Origin of the sequence: Rhizobium tropici CIAT 899 (assembly GCF_000330885.1) — a bacterium.
Taxonomy (GTDB): Bacteria; Pseudomonadota; Alphaproteobacteria; order Rhizobiales; family Rhizobiaceae; genus Rhizobium; species Rhizobium tropici.
The window spans coordinates 596,358-620,152 of record NC_020059.1; the positions used below are offsets into that span (position 1 = coordinate 596,358).

Here is a 23,795-nt window from a genome sequence, read left to right on the forward strand (position 1 = left end):
ATAAATGACGCACAGCACTGTAGTGGCGGAAGCAAGGCGTCAGATAGGGTTCAGCGGGTCTTCCTTGGCCGGAGGCGGTGCAAGCGTCGATTTTCCGCCCTTGCGTGGGTCGTCGCCGTAGATGCCGCGCTTCTTTTCCTTGGCTTCACCGACGAGAGCCGCGAGCGGCGAACCCGGTTCTGGATCGGCCCAGCCGAAGCGGACCAGCCAGGCGCTGAGATCGACCCGGACATAGCGGCAGGCGCCCTTGGCCGTGCCTTTCCAATTGGCATCGGGCACGTCGCAATCGATGGAGCGTCCGCGCAGATACATGCGGAATGCCGTGCGTGCTGCCTGGCCGCAGGGCCAGTCCTTTCCGCTCGGGCCGGTACACATCCGGTCGACATCGGTCGGAATGATACCGGTGAGCTGCAGGCTTCTGCCGCCGATAGTCAATATACCAGCCTGATCAGAGAAGGGACGGACGAGTTCGATCGTCGTCGTCTGCTCCTGCGGCTTGGATGCGGGATCAATCGCCGCCTGTTCGGATTGAGGCTGAGGTTCAGGCTGAGGCATGGGCTGGGCCTGCTGCTGCGGCGACACCGGCGATAGGGTTCGATGTTCGGCCGCCGCCGTTTGCCTGTCGATCTGATCGGCTGGTATCCGGTTGTCCGGAGCGGGATCGGTCTTGGCTTCACCGGAAGATGCTGTGTCCGATGAAATAACAACCGTCTTGTCCGGCTTGGCCTCATTTGGCTGCGGCGCAGAGGCGGCGGTGTCCTTGCCGTTGACGGTATCTGTTGCGGGCGGCGATGCTTGTGCTTCCTCTGGCTTCGTCGACATGTCGTTGGAGCGCGCGGGATCAGTTGGAACCTTGGTGTCCTGTTGCTTCACTGGCTCCGCCGCCGCCGTCTTGGTTTCCTCGACCTTCGCTTCGTCGCCTGCACCCGCCGCGGCAGCCGCCGCCATGACAGTGGCAGACAGCTCGGGGCTGCTGTCGGAGCTGCTTGTCGAAGGGGACGCTGTCGCCAGGATCGTTGCCTTATCCTTCGTGGCTTCGGCAGGCTTGGGCGCCTCGATAGCCTTTGGCAGCGTGGTTTCGGCCTTGGCGGTGTCGCTCTGCGTCGTCGCAGCTGGTTTGTTGTCTGCGGTCGAGTTGCCACGGCCATGCAGATCGAACCCATGTCCCGCAAACTGAACCGCGACCAGGGTCAACCAAGAGCCGACGACCGCGCCTGCCACACTTGCAAGCCAAATATTACGACGCATAACGAGAAAACTTTCCTACTGGCTGGCCCAAATGATCCGGGCAATCCATTCCACGTCCGCAAGATCGAAGCTGCGGTTGGGGTGTTCCGGATTGAGCGACAAAAGCTCGATCGACTTGGCGCTCTGCCGCAACAGAACCTTGGCCATGACTTCGCCCTCTCGGGTCTTCACGACGACGCGGTCATTCTTTCTGATCTGGGCTCCAGGCTCGACGATCAGAATATCCCCGTCGCGATAAAGCGGCAACATGCTTTCGCCCTGCACCTCCAGCGCATAGACGCCGGCCCTTTGTGCCGCGGCAACCGGAAACTCCACCATGTCCCAGCCCTGGCCGGCGGGAAAGCCGCCATCATCGAAGAAGCCGCCGGCCCCCGCCTGGGCGAAGCCGATCAGCGGGATGGAGGTGCCGGAAGGCAGGATTCCGTTCGCGACTGTTGTGGTCAGCGGCTCGGCCGGGCGAATAAAGCTCATGAATTGTTCCAGGCTTGCTCCGGTCGCATCCAAGATCTTGGCGATCGATTCCGTCGATGGCCAGCGGAGACGTCCGTCCTGGCTCAGCCGCTTCGATTTGTTGAAGGAGGTAGCGTCAAGCCCGGCGCGGCGGGCAAGGCCGGAAGGGGTCAAGGCATGCCGCTCCGCAAGCCGGTCGATCGCACCCCATATCTGCTCGTGTGACAGCATCGCCGCTCGGTATCCGCGCCGGCTGGCCCGGCGCTCTGCTCTTTAGAAAAGGTTAACCGAGGCATTTTGGCGAGTAAAGACCGGCATAGGAATAGGATCCTTTATCCCCGTGCTTTCGCCCCGCGGTTTCGGCGGCGTCAGGTCTTCTGCGGCTGCGGCTTGACCTCCGGCTGTTCGTTCTGGAATTCCTTCGCCATGCCCATGAAACCTCGCATGAATTTCTGCATGATGCCGAGCGTGCGGTCGATCTCGGCATCGTCGGGCAGGCTTGAGCCCTTGTTTGCGGCGACGGTCTTTTCCAGCTTCGTCACGCGGTCGGAAAGCCGGTCCAGCTCATCGTCATAGGCTGTGCGCTCGTCGGCGGCCATGCGGCAGACGAGATTGCCGCCCTGATCCTGGCACATCGACATCGCGCCGGTCTGCTTGTCGAGCCGGATGAAATGATCGCCGCTGCGCTCCAGCTGGAAGCGTTCCGCATCCGGTTCGGCCGACAAAACCGGTGTGGAGAGAAGAAAAGCGGCTGGCAGAAGCATGGCCGCAAGGCGGATTTTCAATTCCTTCGTCATGTCATCCTCCGGATTTTCTGCGTTAAACCCTAAATCCATCACGGAAACCGTGGACATCGGCTGATGTTTTCGTGCAAAGCCCTATCAGCACAGCTTTACAGAGGGATGATGATCGCCATGCCAGTGGTTTACAAGATCGTGCCGGATACGCTCTGGCAGCAAGCCAGACAAACCGGCGTTTTTCATGGCGCGGCAATCGATCTGACCGACGGCTACATTCATCTCTCCACCGCGAAGCAGGCAAAGAAAACCGCCGAGCTCTATTTCGCAGGTCAGACCGGACTGTTGCTCGTCGCGGTCGATGGCGATGCGCTTGGCGAGAAGCTGGTTTTCGAACCCTCGCGCGGCGGCGATCTCTTCCCGCATCTTTATGCGTCACTGCCGCTTTCGGCCGTGCTCTGGGAAAAGCCGCTGCCGATTGGCGATGACGGTGCCCACGTATTTCCGGAGATGGCGGAATGATTGGCGCCTTTCGCGATCTCGGCCGGCGCGGCCTGTTCCTGTTCGATCCGGAAACCGCCCACAGCATGTCGATAGCGGCGTTGAAATCGGGGCTGGTTCCGGCCTGCCGTATCAACGCCGATCCTCGCCTGCGCCAGACCGTGGCCGGGCTCGACTTTGCCAACCCCATCGGTATGGCCGCCGGCTATGACAAGAATGCCGAGGTGCCGGAGGCATTGCTGAAGCTCGGTTTCGGCTTTACCGAGATCGGCACGGTGACGCCGAAGGCGCAGTCGGGCAACCCACGTCCGCGCATTTTCCGGCTGGTCGAAGACGAAGGCGTCATCAACCGCCTCGGCTTCAACAACGACGGTCACGAGGCGGCTTTCCAGCGCCTCAAGGCGATCCGCGGCAGCGGCATCATCGGTGTCAACATCGGCGCCAACAAGGATAGCGCCGACCGTGTCGCCGATTATGTCGCCGGTATCCGCCGCTTCTATTCCGTCGCGCGCTATTTCACGGCCAATATCTCCTCGCCGAACACGCCGGGCCTGCGCGATCTACAGGCGCGCGAAAGCCTGTCGGCCCTGCTGTCAGCCGTGCTTTCTGCCCGCGACGAAGAAGCGGCCAAGGCCGGCAAGCGCATTCCCGTCTTTCTCAAGATCGCTCCGGATCTGACCGAGGAGGGCATGGACGATATCGCCGCCGAAGCCTTGTCTCATGCGCTTGATGGCCTGATCGTCTCCAACACCACGCTGTCGCGCGATGGCTTGAAGGATCAGCGCCAGGCCAAGGAGGCTGGCGGACTTTCGGGAAAACCGGTCTTCGAAAAGTCGACCGTGATACTCGCCAAGATGCGCCGCCGCGTGGGTGCCGCACTGCCGATCATCGGCGTCGGCGGCGTGTCGTCGGCAGAGACGGCGCTGGAGAAGATCAAGGCCGGAGCCGATCTCGTGCAGCTCTATTCCTGCATGGTCTACGAAGGCCCCGGCCTGCCGGCACAGATCGTTGCCGGCATGTCGAAGCTGCTCGATCGCGAGCGCGCCGGCTCGATCCGCGACCTGCGCGACGCCAAGCTGGATTACTGGGCGAACCGGAACGTCTGATCCGCCCGCTTCTTCAGGCCCATGGCCAGGAAGATGCCGCGAAACAGCAGGAAGGCATTCATGGCCATCCATAGGCCGTGATTGCCGAGCGTTGGCACGAGAATGGCGAGCGCTATGAGATAGCCGCCGAAGGAGAGCAGCATCTTGTTGCGCATCTCGCGTGACCATGTGGCACCGATGAAGACGCCGTCCATCAGGAAGGCGAGGGCGCCGGTAAGGCCCGTGATCGCTGCCCAAGGCAGATAGGTCTCCGCAGCGAGGCGCACCTCTTCGGAAGTTGTCAGCAAGCGGATCAGCGCCGGCCCGACCGCGAAGAAGAAGATGGCGGCGGCAAGCGCCAGCCCGAAGGACCAGAGTGCGGTCAGCTTTAATCCCCGCTCGAAGGCCGGCCGATAATTGGCGCCGATCGAGCGGCCGGTGATCTGCTCCGCGGCATTGGCGAGCCCATCGAGATAATAGCCGGATAACAAAAAGAAATTCATCAGTACGGCATTGGCGGCGAGCATGACCGCACCAAAACTGTTGCCGATGCGTGTCATCAGCGTGAAGGCGCCGATCAATACGAAGGTGCGGATCAGGATATCGCGGTTGAGCGCGAAGAGCTGCGTGAGCTTGGCGCGCGAGAACAATTCTGCACGCGCCGGCCGCTCCTCGCCGGCAAAGCCGCGCAGCACGATGAAAAGCCCGAGCAGCATGCCGCTCGCCTCGCCGATCAGGGTACCCCAGGCAACGCCGGCCACACCCCAGCCAAGATAGAGCCCGAGCAGGATGGCGAGCACGATGTTGACGCCGTTGATGACGGTCTGCAACAAGAGCCCGATGCGGCCTTGGCCGCGCCCGAGCACAAAGCCGAGTAGGGCGTAATTGGCGAGTGCTGCCGGGCCGGAGAGCATACGGATGGAGAAATAGGTGCGCGTCGCATCCGCGATGCCGCCTTCCGGCCCCATCAGCTTGATACCGATCCAGAGCAGCAGCGGCGAAATAATGACGATCAGGATACCGCAGCCGAGCGCCGATATCAGCGCCCGCCAGAACACAGCCTGCTGTTCGCGCAGATCATGGCGGCCATAGGCCTGAGCTGTCAGGCCCGTCGTCGAGGCACGCAGGAAGTTGAAGCTGGCAAAAAGAAGGTCGAAGAGCACGGCGCCGATCGCAAGCCCCGCCAGCGCGTCCGGCTGGCCCATATGTCCGACGACGGCGGTATCGACAAGGCCGAGGAGTGGCGTGGTCATGAAGCCGAGCGTCATGGGAATCGCGATCGACAGCACCAGCCGATGCGTCACGTCGAAGGGCAGAACCCGCCGGCTCGCTTGCTGGACATCCATTTGACGTTACGCCTCCTCAGTTCGAGGAAAGCACCATGGACCAATAGGGCCTGTCGCCGGAAGAGGGGTTGTAAGCCAGAGCGACGCCAAGCCCATCATATTTGCCGAGCATGTTGTGCAAATGCTTCGGCGAATTGATCCAGGCCGTCACCGCTGCGCTCACGTCGCGCTGGCCCTCGGCAATGTTCTCCGCCGCCGGCAGCTTGACGCCGCTTGTCTTGACCCGCTTGCCGAAATCGTCGCCGAGGCCGATCAGATGCTCCATCTTGCCGGCATCCGCCATCCGCCTGGCCTGATAGACTGCGGCGGCACTGGCGGCCGCGTCGACCTTCAGCGGCGGCAAGCCGTTCTTGGCGCGCAGTGCATTGACGAGCGGCAGGGCGGAGGCGGTCTGGTCGCTGGCGGGGATATTGGAAACGCGGGCGGGCGGTGTGGCGCAGCTCGCAACGGATGCGCTAAGCGCAAGAGCGGCGAGGCGCAACGCATCGCGGCGCGTTAAGGTCAGGGTCTGGAAGGTCATGTCAGCTGCGGTAATTGAACAAACGAAGTATGATGAAGATCGGAATGACGATGGATGCGCCGAGCAGCACATAATCGCCGAACTCGCCGAGCGCGGCAAAGCCGCTGTGCCAGAGATCGAGCAGGAAGCGGCGGACGCCATAGAGGAAATCGAGGGGCCGCCAGCCGAAGAACTTCATCACGAAGCCGACGACGAGCGACACGATGATGAGCTTCACCAGCGTTCTGCCTGGCGAGTCGCCAAGGAATCTGTTCACCTGATCGGACATGCTGACGTCTCCATGATGGCAGTCGGTCGGTGTTGAGATAGGGCCGGCGCTTGCGACTCGCAAGCACTTTTGCCCCAGCTTACACCGTAAACCAGCGTCTGCCTGAAATAGGACTTGAGTTTTTTTATGGCCGCATTCAAAGGCAAGCGTCAAACAGGATGAAACCCATGCTGCCGAGCCAGCTTTCCTCCGGCGATGTCATTGCCGACCGCCGCGCCGACTATGCGAAGATGCTTGCCGAGAGCGGCGAACCCGCGAGTGCTGCCGAGTTGATGGAGCAGGCGCTGGAGCTGGTGCCGCGCTGGGCGGCGGGCTGGTTCTCGCTCGCAACCTATCGCGAAAAGGCCGGCGATGCATCAGGCGCGATCGCAGCGTTGAACGAGGTGTTGGCGCTCGATGCCGGCGATGTCTTCGGCGCCCGCCTGAAGCTTGCGGTGCTTGGCGGTGCCGACGTGCCGGACCGACCGCCGAGCCTCTATGTCGAGCGATTGTTCGACGACTATGCCGACCGCTTCGAAACCTCGCTTGTCGAGAAGCTCGGCTATAGCGTGCCCGGCAAGCTGGCGGCGCTGATCGCTGAAACGACCGACATCCCCAAACATTTCCGCCTTGCCGTCGATCTCGGCTGCGGCACGGGCCTGCTCGGGCCGGAAATCCGCGCCCGTGTCGATCGGCTGGAAGGCTACGACTTGTCGAAGGGCATGCTTGCCAAGGCGGCCGAGAAGAATGTCTATGATCATCTCGGCCAGGCCGATCTCTCGCTGGAGCCGGATCTGTCAGGCGTTTTCGATGGCGAGCTTGCCGCCAGCCGGGCGGATCTGGTCACTGCGGCCGACGTACTGATGTATCTCGGCGATCTGCAAGGTGTGATGGCGATCGTCCGCAAGCTTTCGGTCGGTGGAGCGATCTTCGCCTTTTCCGTCGAGGATGCGCAGCAACCGGATGGTTATGTGCTGCGTGATTCCCTCCGATTTGCGCACTCCGAAGTCTATGTTCGGGAAATATTGGCCGGTCACGGCTTTACGGTGCTGGATCTCACCCGCAGCATCATTCGCATGGATGGCGGAAAACCGGTTCACGGCATTCTGTTCATTACCCGGAAATCGGTTGGATGATTTCGAATCTTGCGAATTTAAAATAGGTCAGTATTGCTTACGTATTTTCACTTGATTGTCGCCTGAGCTTCCAGCAAAAAGCCTGGAAACCCAGGGGAAAGCACATGGCAAACGCAAAGAGCGCATTTGGTGTCTGGAAGACGTCCGCGACCCGGCATTCGTGGATCGAGGATGTTCAGGGTATCGTCTCCGGAAGCCTGATTTCGTCGCTGGGGCTGTTCTGCCTTTCAAGCGCCGGCCTTTTGACCGGCAGCACCGCTGGCATCGCTTTCCTGCTGCATTACGCAATTGGCGTGAATTTCGGCCTGGCCTTCTTTGTGGTCAATCTGCCGTTCTTCTATCTATCGCTGAAACAGCTCGGCCCGGCCTTCACCATCAAGACCTTCATCGCCATCGCGCTGACCTCGCTGCTGACCAACCTTCAGCCGGTGCTGTTCAATGTCGCGCATATCAATGCGCTTTGGTCGGCGATCCTCGGCGGCATTCTGCTCGGCTTCGGGCTGCTCGCGCTCTATCGCCATCGGGCAAGCCTCGGCGGCGTCGGTATTCTGGGGATTTATCTGCAGGAGCGTTTCGGCATCAGGGCAGGGTTGGTGCAGCTTGCAATCGACCTATGCGTGCTCGCGGTCGCTTTTGCCGTGACCACGCCGCCGGTGGTCATCTGCTCCGTCATCGGCGCAATTGTCCTCAACCTTTTCGTTGCGATCAATCATCGCTCCGACCGCTATATAGCGCTGTAAAGCTTATATCTATTGCTTGCGGGTCTCGTCGGATTCGACGATCGCGGCTTCGTGATACCAGCTGTCGAATGCGGCCGTCGCAATGGACGGGCCGATATCCGGGGTGAGGTTCACCTTCGGACGCTGGCTGAGCGCCGTGGGGCGAGCCGTGACGGGAAACTGATAGATCTTTGCGGTTTCGTGACGAGTACCGATTGCCATTCGTTGTCTCTCCCTTTTTGGTGTTCAAGCGGGCGCGCTTCAAGAGACAGCTCATATATAGCAAAGCCCAAGGCAAATATCACCATTCCGCTTAAAAAAAATGCTAAATGATGAAATTATAGGCAATTCGATGATTGTGCGGCGGATGCCGCTTCTTTGATCTGCCGATTTTCCAATCCATTTTAGGGCCGGTGGTGCCTGCGACACTTTGGCAGCTCGATTGGAGCCATGGCGGCGATTTGAAAAGAATCTGATGCTTGGCACCGGGAAATCCGGCCCGAACGCAGCTGAATCATAAAAATCTTGCCTGACGGGTCAGATGTCGATGCGATCTGGCACGGCACATGCATCTCTCTTGCCAGCCGATCGTAGAGAGGATTTCCCGGCGGGCGCGCCGGGCCAAGTTTTTCCTACTTCGCCTGATTAACTGTTATGAGGTGCGTAATGACGAAGTTTAAGCTCGAGTACATCTGGCTCGACGGGTACACCCCGGTACCGAACCTGCGCGGTAAAACGCAGATCAAGGAATTCGACGCATTTCCGACGCTCGAGCAGCTTCCGCTTTGGGGCTTCGATGGTTCGTCGACGATGCAGGCCGAAGGCCGCAGCTCCGATTGCGTGCTGAAGCCCGTCGCCATCTATCCGGACCCGGCCCGTACCAACGGCGCTCTCGTCATGTGCGAAGTCATGATGCCCGACGGCGTCACCCCGCACGAATCCAACAGCCGCGCTACCATCCTCGACGATGAAGACGCATGGTTCGGCTTCGAGCAGGAATACTTCTTCTACCAGGACGGCCGCCCGCTCGGCTTCCCGGAATCCGGCTATCCGGCCCCGCAGGGCCCATACTACACCGGCGTCGGCTACAAGAACGTCGGCGATGTCGCCCGCGAGATCGTTGAAGAGCATCTCGACCTTTGCCTCGAAGCAGGCATCAACCACGAAGGCATCAACGCCGAAGTGGCCAAGGGCCAGTGGGAATTCCAGATTTTCGGCAAGGGCTCCAAGAAGGCTGCCGACCAGATCTGGATGGCACGCTACCTGCTGCTGCGCCTGTGCGAAAAGTACGGCATCGACATCGAGTTCCACTGCAAGCCGCTCGGCGACACCGACTGGAACGGCTCGGGCATGCACTGCAACTTCTCGACCAAGTTCATGCGCGAAGTCGGCGGCAAGGCCTATTTCGAAGCGCTCATGGCTCAGTTCGACAAGAACCTGGATGCCCATATCGCTGTCTACGGCCCGGACAACCATCTGCGCCTGACCGGCAAGCACGAGACGGCTCCGTGGAACAAGTTCTCCTACGGCGTTGCCGATCGTGGCGCTTCGATCCGCGTTCCGCACTCGTTCATCAAGAACGACTACAAGGGCTACCTCGAAGATCGTCGTCCGAACTCGCAAGGCGACCCCTACCAGATCGCTTCGCAGGTTCTTAAGACCATCTCGGAAGTTCCGACAGCTGATTTCGGCTCGGTTGCTGCCTGATAGCTTTCGTGCTTGCCTGCCAAGCATAGGAAGCCAATAAATGACGCGGGGCCTTCGCCCCGCGTTTTTCGTTTTGGAATTTTATCAGGCGCGGCTGTCGCTCAGGCCCTCTTAGGCCCCCGCGACTAACCCTCACGGCCCGTCATCCTCGGGCTTGACCCGAGGATCCACGCCCAAGCTACCGACCATGTGAGAGGGTTTTTGGTGTGTATCGCATCAAGGATGCGCTCTCGCCGGCGGCGTTTTTGCCGAGCCGACCTCCCTTGAACGCCGTCATCCTCGGGTCAAGCCCGAGGATGACGGCGTTCAAGGGAGGGCTCTGGCCATAACACGCTCAGAGAAAGCAGGCTCAAGCAGCCTTGCTTGCCGCATCCACCGGATGCTGCGAGCGGAAGCCGACGGCGAGGCGGTTCCAAATGTTGATCGTGCCGATCGCGACCGTGATCTTCACAATCTCTTCTTCGCTGAAATGCTGCTTCAACGGCTCGAAATCGGCATCTGGAATGCCGGTCTGCGCGATCTTCGTCACGGAATCGACCCAGCGGAGCAGGGCACGCTCGCGATCGTCATAGACGGGCGATTCCCACCAGACGCACATCAGGTTGATCCACTGTTCGCTGAGGCCATCATGGCGGGCTTCCTTCACATGCATGTCGACGCAATAGGCGCAGCCATTGATCTGCGAGGCGCGGAGCTTGATCAGGTGGATGAAGCGCCGTTCGAGGCCGCTGCTCTGGACGAAGTTTTCCAGCGCGACGACAGCCTTGTAGGAATCGGGGGAGGCTTTGGCAAAGTTGAAACGCGGATGCATGGGTCTTCTCCTTGGGTTTTAAATTGAGGTTCAGTTTCTGGTCTTGCGTTCATGCAGCTCGAGAAAGGCGCAGCCTCTCGCGGCGATCCCGCCATCCGTGTCGGTCTGCCGGAGATCGGTCAGCACGTCGGCGATGCTTGTTTTGGCCAGCTCCGCCCGGTAGACGCGCTCGGCCGCCAGCATGGCGGCATTGATGCCGCAAGGCTTGGCGAAGTAGCGCCCTTCGAGCGGGTTCGGGCCGCGCTGGCGGATTTCAGCGCAGCGGAAGGCGGGTGCAGGGCCCTCGGCGGCCAGCACGATATCGAGCAGGGTGATCTCCTCCGGCTTGCGCGCCAGCCGGTATCCGCCCTTCGGTCCCGGCACGGTATCGAGAATGCCGGCACCCGAAAGCGCCTGCAGATGCTTCAGAAGATAGCTGACGGAGACACCGTGAAATTCGGCAAGGGCAGCTGCTGACAGCACGCCGCCATCGGAAAGGCCAGCCAGCATGCCAACGCAATGAATGGATTGTTCGACGCCGTCTCCCAGCTTCATCTTCATGCCTTTCTAATCATGGATAATTTTTATCTATGATTATGATGGGAGTCAAGCAGGGAATGCGGATAGCGTTGCTGTTTCGCGGATGAGTACGAAAATGCTCGCTTAAGAATGCTGACAGCAAGTAGGCTCCGTCATCCTCGGGCTTGACCCGAGGATGACGGTGCGTGTGGAAGCCAATGGGCCTAAGCGGCCTTGGTGAAGGAACGTGCGGCCCATCCTTACTCTTCTCCAGCTCCCCGCTTCCTATCCTCCACATTTCAACTACATTCAGCCCGTGGACCAGATCGACGCCGACCGCCTCCTTGCCTTGCCCGCCCCCTTCACCCGCTGGTTCGCGGACAAGGGCTGGCAGCCGCGTGCCCATCAGCTGGAATTGCTGGCGCGCGCCGAAGCAGGCGAAAGCACGCTGCTGATTGCGCCCACAGGTGCGGGCAAGACGCTAGCCGGCTTCCTGCCGTCGCTGACGGATCTCACCCGGCGCGGGAAAATCCCGTCCGGCTCGGCCTTTACCGGCATCCACACGCTCTATATTTCGCCGCTGAAGGCGCTTGCGGTCGATATCGAGCGCAATCTGATGAAGCCTGTTTCGGAAATGGGCCTGCCCGTCACGGTCGAGAACCGCACGGGGGATACACCTGCTGGCAAGCGCCAGCGGCAAAAGCTCAACCCGCCCGATATTCTGCTGACGACGCCCGAGCAGGTGGCGCTGTTGCTCGCCAATCGCGAGGCCGAACGCTTCTTCAAGGACTTGAAATATCTCGTCTTCGACGAGCTGCATTCGCTCGTCACCTCCAAGCGCGGCCATATGCTGTCGCTTGGCCTTGCCCGTATCCGCAAGCTGGCGCCGCGCGTGCAGACGATCGGTCTGTCAGCGACCGTCGCCGACCCTATGGATCTGCAGAAATGGCTGGCGGCGCAAGAGCCAGGAGAAGTGCGTCACGCCGGCCTCGTCATTGTCGAGGGCGGCGCAAAGCCCGATATCTCGATCCTTGCGACGGAAGAGCGCATCCCCTGGTCCGGCCACTCCGCCAAATATGCGATCCCCGATATCTATCGCGAGCTGAAGGCGCATCGCACGACGCTGCTCTTCGTCAACACGCGCTCGCAGGCCGAAATGCTGTTTCAGGAACTGTGGTCGGCCAATGACGACAATCTGCCGATCGCCCTGCATCACGGCTCGCTCGACGTCGGCCAGCGCCGCAAGGTGGAAGCGGCCATGGCGGAAAACCGGCTACGCGCCGTTGTTGCCACCTCGACGCTCGATCTCGGCATAGACTGGGGCGATGTCGATCTTGTCATCCATGTCGGTGCGCCGAAAGGCGCAAGCCGGCTCGCGCAGCGCATCGGCCGTGCCAATCACCGCATGGATGAACCTTCCAAGGCGATCCTCGTGCCGGCGAACCGCTTCGAGGTCATGGAATGCCAGGGAGCACTTGATGCCAATTATACCGGCGCGCAGGATACGCCGCCCATTGGCGCAGGAGCGCTCGACGTTCTCGCCCAGCATGTGCTCGGCATGGCCTGCGCCGAACCCTTCGACATGCTGGAGCTTTACGACGAGGTGCAGAGCGCCGCTCCTTATGCCGAGCTTTCCTGGGAGACCTTCGAGCGCATCGTCGATTTTGTCGCGACCGGCGGCTATGCGCTCAGAACCTATGAGCGCTATGCCCGCATCCGCAAGATGGCGGATGGCCGCTGGCGCGTCTCCAATCCGCAGGTCGCGCAGCAGTATCGCCTGAATCTCGGCACGATCGTCGAAGAGGCGATGCTGAATATCCGTCTGGTGAAGCGCAACGCGCTGGGCTCGCTTGGAAGAGGCGGCGCGCCGCTGGGCAAGGTCGAGGAATATTTCGTCGAGCAATTGGCACCGGGCGATACCTTCCTCTTTTCCGGCAAGGTGCTGCGCTTCGAAGGCATCCGCGAGAGCGAATGCCTGGCCTCGCAGGCTTTCTCGCTGGATCCGAAAATTCCCTCCTATGCCGGCGGCAAGTTTCCGCTTTCGACCTATCTCGCCGACCAGGTGAGGGCGATGATTGCCGATCCCGACCGGCGGCACCGCCTGCCGGATCAGGTGCGCGATTGGCTGGAAATTCAAAACGAGAAATCGCTGCTGCCGAAGCGCGACGAGTTTCTGATCGAAACTTTCCCGCGCGGCAGCCGCGCCTATATGGTCGCCTATCCTTTCGAGGGGAGATTGGCGCACCAGACGCTCGGCATGCTGCTCACCAGGAGACTGGAGCGCGCCGGCGCCAAGCCCATGGGCTTCGTCGCGACAGATTATTCGCTTGGCATATGGGGGCTGGAGGATATGGGGCTGATGATCGCCAACGGCCATCTCAGCCTCTCCGATCTTTTCGACGAGGATATGCTCGGGGACGATCTCGAAGCTTGGCTCGACGAATCCTTCCTGTTGAAGCGCACCTTCCGCAATTGCGCCGTGATTGCCGGCTTGATCGAGCGCCGGCATCCGGGCAAGGAAAAGACCGGCCGGCAAGTCACCGTATCGGCCGATCTGATCTATGACGTGCTGCGCAGTCACGAGCCCGATCATATCCTGCTGCAGGCAACGAGGCAGGATGCGGCGACCGGACTTTTGGATATTGGCCGTCTTGCGGATATGCTGAAGCGAATCAAGGGCCATATCACCCATCGCGCGCTGGACCATATTTCCCCGCTCGCCGTGCCGGTGATGCTGGAAATCGGCAAGGTGCCGGTGCCGGGCGAGGCGCACGATTCGCTGCTTGCGGAAGCGGCCGACGATCTGATCCGCGAGGCAATGGAATAGGAATGCTGCAAGGCAGACGACGAAGGTAGATTACTAAAGTGATGAACCGCCTGGCGCTAGCGCGAGATATGAATGCTCAAGGCAACGGCACAGCCAGCGCGCTGGGTGTTGAGGCCGTCATTCATGGTGTTGCTGCCGTTTGCGATCCCCTTGGTGCGCTCTATCTGCCGGATGCCGGCATTCTCGTCGTCTCCGACCTGCATCTGGAAAAGGGGGCGGCTTTCGCCCGACGTGGTATGATGCTGCCGCCCTACGATACGCTGGCGACGCTGACTGTTCTTTCCGCCGTCATCTCGCGCTACGATCCGAAACTCGTCGTTTCACTGGGCGACAATTTTCACGATCGCATCGGTTCGCAGCACTTGCCGGACGAGTTTCGCGGCCTGATCGTCAACATGGCCCGCGGCCGCGAATGGATCTGGATCAACGGCAATCATGATCCGGACGGCACGGTCGATCTGCCGGGGCACTCGGTCGACGAGATGCACTACGGTGGTTTGACCTTCCGTCATGAGCCAAAGGCCGGATTGCAGGCCGGCGAGATCGCCGGCCACCTGCATCCCTCCGCCACCGTTCGGCGTCGCGAAAAATCGGTGCGCCGCCCGTGCTTTGCAACGGATGGCGCCCGCCTGCTGATGCCGGCCTTCGGCGTGATGACCGGCGGCCTCGACCTGCGCCACAAGGCCATGACTGGCCTCTTCGCGCGGGAAAGCCTGATTGCTCACCTGCTCGGCCGCGACCGCATCTATTCCGTGCGGTTTGACAATCTTTCGGCCTAGGCCGCATTCGCCGGCTCATAGCGCAGGATCACCGCGCCGGTCTTCAACGGGCGTGAATCGATGAGCTTCATCGGCCGTTGTTCGGCCGCCGGTTTGAAGTGCGGATTGCCGGCGCCAAGCACGACGGGAACGAGGCAGATCCTGAGCTCATCCACCAGCCCCGCCTTGAGCAATACATCGGCCACTTCAGCACTGCCGAAGACGAACATGGTCTTGCCGGGTTCTTCCTTCCGCTTCTTCACTTCAGCAACGATGTCGCCGACGACGCGGGTATTATTCCAGTCCGCTTTGTCGAGCGTCCGCGAGGCGGCGATCTTGGCTATGCCGTTCATATAGGCGGTGATGTCAGACGTTTCCGTCGCGGTCGGCCAGTAGGCGGCCATGCCTTGATAGGTCTTGCGGCCAAAGATCAGCAGATCGCCTTCCTTGCCAAGCTCGGTCGCATAGTGTTCCAGCTCATCGCCCCAGGCCAGCATGTGAAAATCGAGGTCCCAGGGCTTGGTTCCCTCGAAATAGCCGTCGAGCGTCATAAGATTCCAGATAACGAGCTTCCTCATCACTTTTCCTCCGTCGTGATAACTGCATCATAATCGAAACTGGTTGTTAAGTGCAAGTAGTTGCAAGCTAGCTAGACTGATGGCAGAATGCAAGTGGTTTTTTGGAGATCATTATGGACGCGCTGCATCGTTCCGGCTGCCCGATCAATCTGACGCTGGAAATTCTCGGCGACCGCTGGAGCCTGATCGTCATCCGCGACATCATGTTCGGCAATCGCCGGCATTTTCGTGAACTGCTGCAGAAGTCGCAGGAGGGGATTGCTTCCAACATCCTCGCAGACCGGCTGAAGCGGCTGGTGGAGCGCGGCTTGTTGACCCGCGAGGATGATCCGACGCATAAGCAGAAGGCTATCTACAGCCTGACGGAAATGGCGATCGACCTCGTGCCGCTCTTTGCGCATATGGGCGCCTGGGGCCGCAAGCATCTTCCGGTGTCCGAAGAGCTGTCGATCCGGGCAGAGCTGCTGGAAAATGGCGGCCAGAAGCTCTGGGATGATTTCATGGACGAGCTGCGTGCCAGGCATCTCGGCAAGGTGTTGCCTCCGGACACGCCATCGGTGCTTGGTCGGTTGACCGAAGCCTATCTCGAAGTCGTCAATCGGCGGAAAACCGGCTGATCAGTTCTTCCGGAAGATGAAACTTGCGCTCCAGCCGGTGACGAGGGCCAGCAGCACGGAAACAATGCCATAGGTGATCGGCCGCTGATGCGCCGCATCCGTGATCGTCTGCTCTATTCCCGTCTTGATGACCCGCAACGGCAGCGATTTCTCACTCAGGAACTTGCCGCTCTTGAAGAGATAGGCGCGCACCATATGCACCCCGTTCGGCACGTCGGCGGGAACCCTGAGCGTTGCCTTGAAGAGCGAGGAGCTGACGAAGCGCACGCCGGCAGGATCGCTTTCATAGAGCCCACCTGTCCTTTGCAGGCGCCGGAAGGCATTACGGAATTCCGGAACATCGCCGACATTGCCGACAAAGCCGACCGGCGTCAGCGGAATATGATCGACGCCGATACCGCGGTCGCTGAGTTCGAGTGGCGTGGTGATATTGTCGACCGCGCGCGTGCTGGAGAGCGAATAGGCTTCCGGCACATGCTCGAACGTCATCGAGCGGGTGTTGACCCATATGCCGAAGACGCGCTCTTTCCGGCGTACCGTAGCATTCTCGCGCGGGCCCTCCAGCACGACGACGATATCGTATTGGCCGATGGCCAGCAGCAGCTGGTCGGTGTTTGAGAGCGCGCCGAAAATCGTCAGATCGGCGCCGGTGAAGTCCGAGGTAATGGCAATCTCGCTCGTCGACGTGCCGATCTCCATCGTCTCCCGCGCCGTGGTCGAGGTCGTCGGCTGATCGAGCAGCACCTGCGCCTGCGTGGTGAACGGAGCGAGCAGCAATGCGGTAGCAAGAAGCAGTCCGAATCCTCTCATCGGCTCACTCCTTCCATCACGACGGAGTAAACGTCCGCCGGCGTCACCACGAGAGTAACGACGAGGCGAAGGCCGACGGCCAGGACGAGGAGGCCAAGGAGCGCGCGCAGTTGCTCGCCGCGCAATTTCTGGCCGACGCGAACGCCGTATTGCGCGCCGATGACGCCCGCCACCATCAAGAGGAAGGCCAGGATGATATCGACGGAATAGTTCGTCGCGGCCTGGACGATTGTCGTGAAGGCCGTCACGAAAATGACCTGAAACAGCGAGGTGCCGACAACGACGTTTGTCGGCACGCGCAGCAGATAGATCATGGCGGGCACAAGGATGAAGCCGCCGCCGATACCCATCGGCGTCAGCATACCGACGAAGAAGCCGAGGCCGATGACCGGAATGGCGCTGAGATAGAGCTTGGATTTCTTGAAGCGGAGTTTCAACGGCAGCCGTTGCACCCAGTTATGATGGCGCGGTTTGCCGGTTGTTGGGGGCAGCTTGCCGGCCGCGCGACGCATGGCCCGCACGCTTTCCCACAGCATCAGCGAGCCCACCGTGCCGAGGAGAATCACGTAGATCAGCGAGATGATCAGGTCGATCTGGCCGAGCCTGCGCAACAGTACGAATAGCCAGAGGCCGAAGGTCGCCCCCGCCAGACCGCCGGCCAGCAGGATCGAGCCAAGTTTCAGGTCGAGCGAGCCGCGGCGAAAATGGCTGAGTGCGCCCGAGACGGAGGAGGCGACCACCTGATTGGAACCGGTGGCGACGGCAACAACAGGCGGGATATTGTAGAAAATCAGAAGAGGCGTGATGAGAAAACCGCCGCCGACACCGAACATGCCGGAGAGAAACCCTACGGCTGCCCCCATGCCGAGAATAATGAAAATATTCACTGACAATTCTGCGATCGGCAGATAGATCGTCACGCCTTGTTCCCATTTGCAGGCTTTTCGGCGCGGTGACCGAAGCCTATTTCCCCTTAAACGGCGGATTCTAATCCGAAATCATTGCCAGAGCCTTAGGAAAGGCGGCGCTGCCACGGTTTTCGAATGGCCGGATTTCACACTAACCCGGCTTTTTCCACTTTTCTGTGACGCTGTATAGCGGAATGGCGCGCACCGGCAGGGATGCGGCAGCCTTGAGCGTCCTAAACAAGATGCCGGCGTGCTGACGCCGGCATGTCGTTTGATCGCTTTCGCACGAAATCCCGAACTACTTATTGCGGGCGAGCAGTTCCTTGACCACCTGATCGGTGACCCGTCCATCCGCCGGCAGACCGACGGATTTCTGGAAGCTCTTCAGGGCAGCTACCGTCTTGTCACCCATGGCGCCGTCGGGCGAACCGGCATCGAAGCCATTCTTGTTGAGAATGGCCTGAATGTTGCGGATCGCCTTCTTCATATCGATCGAGGCCGTGTTCACACCCTTGCCGGTGGTCCATTCATCAGGAATGTTCGTGCCATTGGCCTTTGGATCGGCCGGCTGCACCTTCCAGAGGTCGACCTTGGCGCGGGCGTTTTCCAGATCGGCCGGCTTCATGGCGTTGGCGACTTCGTCGCGCTTCTGGGCGGCGTCCTTGTCGCCGCTCTTTGCGGCGATAGCAAACCACTTGTAGGATTCCTGCAGGTCCTGTTTCACGCCGTTGCCGCGTGCATAGAGGATCGCGAGGTTGAACTGGCTGTCGGAGACGCCAAGATCGGCGGCACGGATAAACCAGTTCGCCGCGCTGTTATAGTCCTGCGGGCCGGCAGTACCGGAGGCGTAGAGAACAGCGAGATTGTGCATGGCGCTGGCGTTGCCCTGATTGGCGGCCTGCTCATAATATTGCTTGGCCTTGACGAGGTCGCGATCGACGCCATTGCCTTTCTCATACATGCTGGCGAGGCGGTACTGTGCCGGGGCATAACCCTTGTCTGCCGAAAGCTGATACCAGCTCGCAGCCTGCTTCATATCGGCAGCAACGCCGCGGCCATCCGTGTAGCGTGCGCCGATTGAGAAGAGCGCGACGGGATCGGCCGATTTTGCGGCCGCAACGAGCGATGGCGGCTGGATACCGTCTGGCACGGCGATATCAGGCGCTGCCGGCGTGGCGACGGGAGTTGCGGCGGCCGTATTCTCGGTCTGAACGAAGGCGGCGGCTTGCTGTGCCGGTGCGCTGGCGGCAGGCGCCAGCTCTTCGCTTGCCGTCTGGTTGCCGTCGAGCGGGGTCGCTGCCGTCAGGTGATCATTTGCTGACGCGGCGACGGGATCGCTGGCCGTGGGTGCGGGCTGGACTTCCGCCGTCTGCGCCGTGGATACCGAGGGTGCGGCGGCCTGATTTGCGGCAGGCTGCTGATTGCTGGCGGCCGGGTTCGTATTGGCAGCGACGGTATTGGTTATGGCGCTATCGGCGGGCGCGACCGTCGTCGATACTTGAGCCGGTGCCGGCGCTTTCTGGCCGCGTGTCAACGTGTTTGCCAGCGGATAGGCCATGATGGCGAGCATGACGGCGCCCAATGCAAGCAGGATCGGCCGGCGGAAGCGCGAGAACGCGCCGCCCTTTTTGGCGTCTTTCCTGGAAGCAGGGGCAGAGCGTTGCGTCTGGTCGACTTCCATGGCAGCGGCCTGCGCGGCGCGGCGGGCGGCTGCGATGTAATCGGCCCGTTCGTTTTCGGTCGGCTGACGCGTGTTTCCGCTGCGCGACGTATTTTGGCTGGCGCGCACGCGCTCAAGGATCTTCTTGATATCGGGTGCGCCGGAACCCGGCTCCAGCAGTTCGTTGACCTCTTCGCCGGGCATCACGTCGGCGGGATCGATCGACGGCGCCTGTTCGATGACCGGACGGTCCGGCGGAAAGATCGGCTCGGCCTTTTCCGGCGTAAAGAAACGCTTTCCGAGGCTCGCGAACAGGCTGGACTTGCCGCTCTTCTTCACGGCTGCCTTGATTTCGGCCTTCGTATTGGCGTCGATCGCCTGTGCGACGGCGACTTCGCCGGAGACCGAGGATTCTGCTGGCGCAACCGTGCGGATGATAGGACCTGTCTTCTGCTGCGCCGCCATGGGCGGCTTCAGGCCTGGAGCATCCTCCTCGGCGAAAACGTCGCTTTCGAACGCTGCGGCCGGCATTGCGGGCGCAGGCTTGCGCTGTTCCATATGATCGAGACGGTCGGCGATTTGCAGCAGCGTGTCATGCAGAGCCTCAAAGGTGCGATGCGTCCGCTCGTCGGTGGCGCGGCTGAGGTCCTCAAGATGACGAAGATCGTCCGCAAGAGCCGCCAAAGCCGACATGTCGGCTCCTTGCGAACCGTTCACCATTCCGCCTTCGCGGGAATAGGCCTCGATGACGGTTTCCGCCGCATGGCGGGCCGCTTCGATAATGTATTCATCATTGGTCGCCATGTAGTCTTCGATCGCGCTCATCCGGCGGTCGAAATCCGGCGGCAGATGATTGGCGACGGCCCGGGGCTCGTTCGTCAGCAATGTCGAGAGATGGGCGATCTGCTCTTCGAGACTGCGCAGTGCCTGCGTATCCGTCGGCGGTGCGGCGGTGCTTGCTTCCAGCCGGGCTGCGATGTCGGAGAGGCGGCCTTCGAGGCGGCGCGCCATGCTGTCGTCGAGGCTTGCTGCCGGAGCGGGCGGATGGAAATCGATCTCGTCGATGCGGCGAGCGAGATAATCCAGCCGGTCGGCCAGTACGTTGCCGATAGACCCATGTTCCAGCGCATCGATCTTGTGGGAGATGTCGGCGAGATAGGTAACGAGTTCGGGCTGCGGCGCGGCCTTCTGCGAACGTTCCATCAAGTGCGAAAGCTGGTCCAGCCGCTCCTCGAGGCGGGCGACAGCCTTGGCGCTGCCGAGCTCGTCGATGCGCATGGCGAGCGCTTCGAGGCGACCGGAAAGATCGTCGGCAGGCTGACGCCGGCCGGCAGTATCGCGGCTCATCAGGTCGATCTGGTCGGCAAGACCGCTGAGGCGGCCTTCCAGTCGTTGCATGGCCTGGTCCTGCGGCTGCATCATGGAGCCGAGGCTCTCCATCGCGGTCGCGATCGTCAAAAGCTTGTTTTCCAGCGCATGTACGGCCGGGCTGTCGTTCATGCCGCCGAGATGCTGTTTGATGTCATCGAGGCGGTAGGCAAGCGAGACGAGCTCGTCCTGCAGGCCCGACGTGTCGATCGCCTTCACCTGGCGCTCGACGTGATGCAGGGATTCCTCGCGGGCAAGGCCGTCCATCAGCGAGCGCAGCTCATCGAATTCGGCTTTCAGCCCGGCGGTTTCCGGCTGACCGGCGAGCTGGTTGATACTGTCGGCAAGCCTGGCCATGTCCTGGCGGACATCGGCGACAAAATGCTTGTCCTCGGCGTTTTCGCGAATATCGCGGATTTCGGCACGCAAGGCGGCGACTTCGCGGCTCACGCTGTCGGCGATGTCGCGCTTCAGATCCTGGCGGAGGTTGACGAGCGCCTGAGCGATATCGACCGGTGCGTCGGCGGCTGCAGCCCGCATCGGCTGGCGCTGCGCATGACTGTCGATCGGTCGCCGGGCCGGCTGCGGTTCTGCGTGCGAGATTTCCTCGCGCCGTGGCTGCAGACGTTCGCGGTTTGCTTCCAGCGTGCGCTGGCGTTGACGGATCTCGGCAAGCGGATCGGGTCGGAGATCGCTCTCATGGCGTTCGTTGCGCAGCGGGCGCTCGTAAGCGCGGCTGGCATATTGTTCGCGTTCGGGGCGGGGCGGCATCCGCTCCGGGGCGGCTCGTTCGGGGGCCGGCGCATAGCCCGCAGCGACGCGCTGGCGCGTATCGCGCGCGGCGGCGGTTCCCATCAGCCCTTCGATGCGTGCTTCCAGCCCCTCGATCGTGCGGCTCAGAGCATCCAGCGACGTCCAGTCGCCCGTACCGGTAGGATTTGATCGCGATCCGCTCATATCTTTGCTCGCCTTGAACTATGGACCACCCCGGGCCGTCATGCTGACGGAAGAAGACGTTGCTATATCGCCGCGCTGTCTGCATCCGTCTTTCGGAAAGGGATAAATGTATTGGCTTTCCTCAAACAGAGCGGCAAAGACAGCGCGATTTCCAAGCATAAGTTGAAGAAACCCGAAGCACTGCTGCTCAACTCGTACAATTTACGAAACGTGGTAAACAACTCGTTAAGTTTGTCTGATGTCTTAACCTTTTATTTTGGTTCTGCTGTCCCGCGACCTGATATTCTTGCGCGCAGGCAGTGCCCGGTTGCTTAGCGGGAGGGGAGCGTATCGGCGATATGCGGAATGCTCTTCCTCACCGGCTTCACCAAAATTTCACCGCGAGACACGAATTTGACGTTTACGCAAACGTCAATATTTTGTAAGAGTATGACAGTGGCCGGAATCTCAAGGTCCGGCGGCGAATTGGAGGAATTCGAGAAATGCCAGTCTACAAGGCCCCGGTGAACGATACGCTCTTCGTCCTGAACGATGTGCTCGGGCTGGAGCGCTACAACAATCTTCCCGGTTATGCCGATGCCACGCCCGATATGATCGAGGCGATCGTCGGCGAGGCGGCCAAGCTGTCGGAAGAGGTGCTTTTCCCGCTCAACTATTCCGGCGATCAGGAAGGTTGCGTACGTCATGACGATGGCACGGTCTCGACGCCGAAGGGCTTCAAGGAGGCCTATCGCGCCTATCGGGAAGGCGGCTGGCTGGGTCTCGCCGTGCCGGAGGAGTTCGGCGGGCAGGGGCTTCCCTACGTGCTGCACTGCGCCGTCGGCGAATATACCTCGGCCGCCAACATGTCGCTGATGATGTATCCGGGCCTCACCCAGGGCGCGATCGCAGCGATCCTTGTCCATGGCACCGATGCGCAGAAGCAGACTTACTTGCCGAAATTGGTCGAGGGCAGCTGGTCCGGCACCATGAACCTCACCGAACCGCATTGTGGCACCGATCTCGGCCTGCTGCGCACCAAGGCAGTTCCGCAAGGTGACGGCAGCTACAAGATCTCAGGCCAGAAGATCTTCATCTCGGCCGGCGAGCACGATATGACGGACAATATCGTCCATCTCGTTCTTGCTCGCATCGAAGGCGCGCCTGAGGGAACCAAGGGCATTTCGCTGTTCATCGTGCCGAAATTCCTCGTCAAGGAAGACGGTTCTCTCGGCGACCGCAACCCGGTGTCCTGCGGCGCGATCGAGCACAAGATGGGCATCCACGGCAACGCCACCTGCGTCATGAATTATGATGAGGCGACCGGCTTCCTGATTGGTGCAGAGAACAAGGGCCTCAATGCCATGTTCGTCATGATGAACGAGGCGCGCCTCGGCGTTGGCCTGCAGGGCCTTTCCATCGCCGAGATCGCCTATCAGAATGCCGCCAACTATGCCCGCGAGCGCATCCAGGGCCGCTCGCTCTCCGGCCCGAAGGCGCCGGACAAGAAGGCTGACCCGATCATCGTCCATCCGGATATCCGCCGCTCCCTGATGACCATCCGCGCCTTCAACGAGGCGGGCCGTGCTTTCCTGCTCTGGACGGCGCTGAAATCCGATATCGCCCATCGCTCTCCCGACGAGAAGGACCGCCAGGCAGCCGACGATATCCTTGGCCTCGCGACGCCGATCCTCAAGGGCGTCCTGACCGACAAGGGCTTCGAGCATGCCGTCATGGCGCAGCAGGTCTTCGGCGGCCATGGCTACATCGAAGAGCACGGCATGAGCCAGTATGTCCGCGATGCCCGCATCACCATGATCTATGAGGGCGCCAACGGCATTCAGGCGCTCGATCTCGTCGGCCGCAAGCTGGCGCTGAACGGCGGCCGCGCCGTCATGGCGCTGTTCAAGGAAATCGGCGATTTCTGCGAGGAAAACCGCAACGACGAACAGATGGCCTTCTACACCAAGCATCTGAAGAAGGGCTTGAACGACGTGCAGGCCGCGACCATGTGGTTCATGCAGAACGCCATGGCAAAGCCCGACAATGCCGGCGCCGGCTCGACCGACTACATGCACCTCTTCGGCCTCGTCGTCCTCGGCTACATGTGGGCGAAGATGGCCAAGGCGGCTCAAGCAGGCCTTGCGGCTGGCGACAGCGCGCGCGAGGATTATCTGAAGAACAAGCTTGTCACTGCGCGGTTCTACATGGAGCGCATCATGCCGGAAACGGCATTGCGCAAGGCCCGCATCGAAACCGGCGCCGATACGATGATGGAACTGGCGGCGGAAGCCTTTTGAGCAAGGCGGCGTTAGCTGCCGCAGGGAG

At 61.1% G+C, this 23,795-nt stretch carries 22 protein-coding genes; 9 read left to right on the forward strand and 13 right to left on the reverse strand.

Annotated features, from left to right (window positions below):
* Positions 1-39: 39 nt before the first annotated feature.
* The 3 genes from RTCIAT899_RS02930 to RTCIAT899_RS02940 form a co-directional block, all read right to left on the reverse strand.
* The gene (locus tag RTCIAT899_RS02930) at positions 40-1,248 is read right to left on the reverse strand and encodes a hypothetical protein (protein ID WP_015338733.1); all 1,209 of its coding nucleotides are present in this window, start codon (positions 1,246-1,248) and stop codon (positions 40-42) included.
* A gap of 15 nt (positions 1,249-1,263) precedes the next feature.
* Positions 1,264-1,929 carry a LexA family transcriptional regulator gene (locus RTCIAT899_RS02935; RefSeq protein WP_015338734.1) on the reverse strand — a complete coding sequence of 222 codons (666 nt, stop codon included), beginning with the start codon at positions 1,927-1,929 and terminating at the stop codon, positions 1,264-1,266.
* A gap of 137 nt (positions 1,930-2,066) precedes the next feature.
* Positions 2,067-2,495: a hypothetical protein gene (locus RTCIAT899_RS02940; RefSeq protein ID WP_041677205.1), complete on the reverse strand. Its 429-nt coding sequence runs from the start codon at positions 2,493-2,495 to the stop codon at positions 2,067-2,069.
* Between the two features lie 105 nt (positions 2,496-2,600).
* Here RTCIAT899_RS02940 and RTCIAT899_RS02945 point away from each other — a divergent pair, with 105 nt between their 5' ends.
* Both RTCIAT899_RS02945 and RTCIAT899_RS02950 read left to right on the forward strand, forming a co-directional pair.
* Positions 2,601-2,957 carry a DUF952 domain-containing protein gene (locus tag RTCIAT899_RS02945; protein WP_015338736.1) on the forward strand — a complete coding sequence of 119 codons (357 nt, stop codon included), beginning with the start codon at positions 2,601-2,603 and terminating at the stop codon, positions 2,955-2,957.
* Positions 2,954-4,042 carry a quinone-dependent dihydroorotate dehydrogenase gene (locus tag RTCIAT899_RS02950; protein WP_015338737.1) on the forward strand — a complete coding sequence of 363 codons (1,089 nt, stop codon included), beginning with the start codon at positions 2,954-2,956 and terminating at the stop codon, positions 4,040-4,042. The genes RTCIAT899_RS02945 and RTCIAT899_RS02950 overlap by 4 nt, the downstream gene beginning before the upstream one ends.
* Here RTCIAT899_RS02950 and RTCIAT899_RS02955 read toward each other — a convergent pair.
* Genes RTCIAT899_RS02955 through RTCIAT899_RS02965 form a run of 3 tightly spaced genes read right to left on the reverse strand, consistent with a single transcriptional unit; the run spans position 4,018 to position 6,155 of the window.
* A complete protein-coding gene (locus RTCIAT899_RS02955; protein ID WP_015338738.1) occupies positions 4,018-5,367 on the reverse strand; it encodes an MATE family efflux transporter in 1,350 nt (449 codons plus the stop codon). The two genes, RTCIAT899_RS02950 and RTCIAT899_RS02955, sit on opposite strands and share 25 nt — an antisense overlap.
* 16 nt (positions 5,368-5,383) lie before the next feature.
* Positions 5,384-5,887: a CAP domain-containing protein gene (locus RTCIAT899_RS02960; protein ID WP_015338739.1), complete on the reverse strand. Its 504-nt coding sequence runs from the start codon at positions 5,885-5,887 to the stop codon at positions 5,384-5,386.
* Position 5,888: 1 nt separating this feature from the next.
* The gene (locus tag RTCIAT899_RS02965; protein WP_015338740.1) at positions 5,889-6,155 is read right to left on the reverse strand and encodes a DUF6460 domain-containing protein; all 267 of its coding nucleotides are present in this window, start codon (positions 6,153-6,155) and stop codon (positions 5,889-5,891) included.
* Between the two features lie 167 nt (positions 6,156-6,322).
* Here RTCIAT899_RS02965 and RTCIAT899_RS02970 point away from each other — a divergent pair, with 167 nt between their 5' ends.
* A complete protein-coding gene (locus RTCIAT899_RS02970) occupies positions 6,323-7,270 on the forward strand; it encodes a class I SAM-dependent methyltransferase (protein WP_015338741.1) in 948 nt (315 codons plus the stop codon).
* Positions 7,271-7,374: 104 nt separating this feature from the next.
* The gene (locus tag RTCIAT899_RS02975) at positions 7,375-8,010 is read left to right on the forward strand and encodes a YitT family protein (RefSeq protein WP_015338742.1); all 636 of its coding nucleotides are present in this window, start codon (positions 7,375-7,377) and stop codon (positions 8,008-8,010) included.
* 9 nt (positions 8,011-8,019) lie between these two features.
* Here the strand turns inward: RTCIAT899_RS02975 and RTCIAT899_RS02980 are convergent, their stop codons facing one another.
* The gene (locus tag RTCIAT899_RS02980; RefSeq protein ID WP_015338743.1) at positions 8,020-8,211 is read right to left on the reverse strand and encodes a DUF2735 domain-containing protein; all 192 of its coding nucleotides are present in this window, start codon (positions 8,209-8,211) and stop codon (positions 8,020-8,022) included.
* A 444-nt stretch (positions 8,212-8,655) separates the two neighbouring features.
* Between RTCIAT899_RS02980 and RTCIAT899_RS02985 the strand changes: the two genes are divergently transcribed.
* Positions 8,656-9,696, forward strand: coding sequence for a glutamine synthetase beta-grasp domain-containing protein (locus RTCIAT899_RS02985; protein ID WP_015338744.1), 1,041 nt, complete (start codon positions 8,656-8,658; stop codon positions 9,694-9,696).
* Positions 9,697-10,045: 349 nt separating this feature from the next.
* Here RTCIAT899_RS02985 and RTCIAT899_RS02990 read toward each other — a convergent pair whose 3' ends face one another.
* Positions 10,046-10,507: a carboxymuconolactone decarboxylase family protein gene (locus RTCIAT899_RS02990; RefSeq protein ID WP_015338745.1), complete on the reverse strand. Its 462-nt coding sequence runs from the start codon at positions 10,505-10,507 to the stop codon at positions 10,046-10,048.
* Positions 10,508-10,537: 30 nt separating this feature from the next.
* Positions 10,538-11,041 carry an RrF2 family transcriptional regulator gene (locus RTCIAT899_RS02995; protein WP_041677800.1) on the reverse strand — a complete coding sequence of 168 codons (504 nt, stop codon included), beginning with the start codon at positions 11,039-11,041 and terminating at the stop codon, positions 10,538-10,540.
* Between the two features lie 280 nt (positions 11,042-11,321).
* Between RTCIAT899_RS02995 and RTCIAT899_RS03000 the strand changes: the two genes are divergently transcribed.
* Both RTCIAT899_RS03000 and pdeM read left to right on the forward strand, forming a co-directional pair.
* Positions 11,322-13,832: a ligase-associated DNA damage response DEXH box helicase gene (locus tag RTCIAT899_RS03000; protein WP_015338747.1), complete on the forward strand. Its 2,511-nt coding sequence runs from the start codon at positions 11,322-11,324 to the stop codon at positions 13,830-13,832.
* Between the two features lie 41 nt (positions 13,833-13,873).
* The gene (pdeM, locus tag RTCIAT899_RS03005; protein ID WP_041677207.1) at positions 13,874-14,611 is read left to right on the forward strand and encodes a ligase-associated DNA damage response endonuclease PdeM; all 738 of its coding nucleotides are present in this window, start codon (positions 13,874-13,876) and stop codon (positions 14,609-14,611) included.
* On the opposite strand, the gene RTCIAT899_RS03010 is transcribed toward pdeM, so the two are convergent.
* Positions 14,608-15,168, reverse strand: a complete 561-nt coding sequence (locus RTCIAT899_RS03010) for a dihydrofolate reductase family protein (protein WP_015338749.1) — start codon at positions 15,166-15,168, stop codon at positions 14,608-14,610. The two genes, pdeM and RTCIAT899_RS03010, sit on opposite strands and share 4 nt — an antisense overlap.
* Before the next feature lie 113 nt (positions 15,169-15,281).
* Between RTCIAT899_RS03010 and RTCIAT899_RS03015 the strand changes: the two genes are divergently transcribed.
* The gene (locus RTCIAT899_RS03015; protein ID WP_015338750.1) at positions 15,282-15,785 is read left to right on the forward strand and encodes a winged helix-turn-helix transcriptional regulator; all 504 of its coding nucleotides are present in this window, start codon (positions 15,282-15,284) and stop codon (positions 15,783-15,785) included.
* Here the strand turns inward: RTCIAT899_RS03015 and RTCIAT899_RS03020 are convergent, their stop codons facing one another.
* The 3 genes from RTCIAT899_RS03020 to RTCIAT899_RS03030 form a co-directional block, all read right to left on the reverse strand.
* Positions 15,786-16,595, reverse strand: coding sequence for a TIGR02186 family protein (locus RTCIAT899_RS03020; protein WP_015338751.1), 810 nt, complete (start codon positions 16,593-16,595; stop codon positions 15,786-15,788). It lies immediately after the preceding gene.
* Positions 16,592-17,515, reverse strand: a complete 924-nt coding sequence (locus RTCIAT899_RS03025) for a sulfite exporter TauE/SafE family protein (RefSeq protein WP_015338752.1) — start codon at positions 17,513-17,515, stop codon at positions 16,592-16,594. Before RTCIAT899_RS03025 ends, RTCIAT899_RS03020 begins: the two co-directional genes overlap by 4 nt.
* Positions 17,516-17,801: 286 nt before the next feature.
* The gene (locus RTCIAT899_RS03030) at positions 17,802-21,488 is read right to left on the reverse strand and encodes a peptidoglycan-binding protein (protein ID WP_015338753.1); all 3,687 of its coding nucleotides are present in this window, start codon (positions 21,486-21,488) and stop codon (positions 17,802-17,804) included.
* A gap of 482 nt (positions 21,489-21,970) precedes the next feature.
* On the opposite strand from RTCIAT899_RS03030, the gene RTCIAT899_RS03035 reads away from it, so the two are divergent.
* Positions 21,971-23,767 (forward strand): acyl-CoA dehydrogenase C-terminal domain-containing protein, encoded by a 1,797-nt coding sequence (locus RTCIAT899_RS03035; protein WP_015338754.1) that lies wholly within the window; start codon positions 21,971-21,973, stop codon positions 23,765-23,767.
* The last annotated feature ends 28 nt before the right edge of the window (positions 23,768-23,795 follow it).

Coding starts and splice junctions, on each gene's coding strand:
- RTCIAT899_RS02930 (WP_015338733.1), bottom strand. CDS start 1,248: ATGCGTCGTAATATTTGGCTTGCAAGTGTGGCAGGCGCGGTCGTCGGC.
- RTCIAT899_RS02935 (WP_015338734.1), bottom strand. CDS start 1,929: ATGCTGTCACACGAGCAGATATGGGGTGCGATCGACCGGCTTGCGGAG.
- RTCIAT899_RS02940 (WP_041677205.1), bottom strand. CDS start 2,495: ATGACGAAGGAATTGAAAATCCGCCTTGCGGCCATGCTTCTGCCAGCC.
- RTCIAT899_RS02945 (WP_015338736.1), top strand. CDS start 2,601: ATGATGATCGCCATGCCAGTGGTTTACAAGATCGTGCCGGATACGCTC.
- RTCIAT899_RS02950 (WP_015338737.1), top strand. CDS start 2,954: ATGATTGGCGCCTTTCGCGATCTCGGCCGGCGCGGCCTGTTCCTGTTC.
- RTCIAT899_RS02955 (WP_015338738.1), bottom strand. CDS start 5,367: ATGGATGTCCAGCAAGCGAGCCGGCGGGTTCTGCCCTTCGACGTGACG.
- RTCIAT899_RS02960 (WP_015338739.1), bottom strand. CDS start 5,887: ATGACCTTCCAGACCCTGACCTTAACGCGCCGCGATGCGTTGCGCCTC.
- RTCIAT899_RS02965 (WP_015338740.1), bottom strand. CDS start 6,155: ATGTCCGATCAGGTGAACAGATTCCTTGGCGACTCGCCAGGCAGAACG.
- RTCIAT899_RS02970 (WP_015338741.1), top strand. CDS start 6,323: ATGCTGCCGAGCCAGCTTTCCTCCGGCGATGTCATTGCCGACCGCCGC.
- RTCIAT899_RS02975 (WP_015338742.1), top strand. CDS start 7,375: ATGGCAAACGCAAAGAGCGCATTTGGTGTCTGGAAGACGTCCGCGACC.
- RTCIAT899_RS02980 (WP_015338743.1), bottom strand. CDS start 8,211: ATGGCAATCGGTACTCGTCACGAAACCGCAAAGATCTATCAGTTTCCC.
- RTCIAT899_RS02985 (WP_015338744.1), top strand. CDS start 8,656: ATGACGAAGTTTAAGCTCGAGTACATCTGGCTCGACGGGTACACCCCG.
- RTCIAT899_RS02990 (WP_015338745.1), bottom strand. CDS start 10,507: ATGCATCCGCGTTTCAACTTTGCCAAAGCCTCCCCCGATTCCTACAAG.
- RTCIAT899_RS02995 (WP_041677800.1), bottom strand. CDS start 11,041: ATGAAGCTGGGAGACGGCGTCGAACAATCCATTCATTGCGTTGGCATG.
- pdeM (WP_041677207.1), top strand. CDS start 13,874: ATGAACCGCCTGGCGCTAGCGCGAGATATGAATGCTCAAGGCAACGGC.
- RTCIAT899_RS03010 (WP_015338749.1), bottom strand. CDS start 15,168: ATGAGGAAGCTCGTTATCTGGAATCTTATGACGCTCGACGGCTATTTC.
- RTCIAT899_RS03015 (WP_015338750.1), top strand. CDS start 15,282: ATGGACGCGCTGCATCGTTCCGGCTGCCCGATCAATCTGACGCTGGAA.
- RTCIAT899_RS03020 (WP_015338751.1), bottom strand. CDS start 16,595: ATGAGAGGATTCGGACTGCTTCTTGCTACCGCATTGCTGCTCGCTCCG.
- RTCIAT899_RS03030 (WP_015338753.1), bottom strand. CDS start 21,488: ATGAGCGGATCGCGATCAAATCCTACCGGTACGGGCGACTGGACGTCG.
- RTCIAT899_RS03035 (WP_015338754.1), top strand. CDS start 21,971: ATGCCAGTCTACAAGGCCCCGGTGAACGATACGCTCTTCGTCCTGAAC.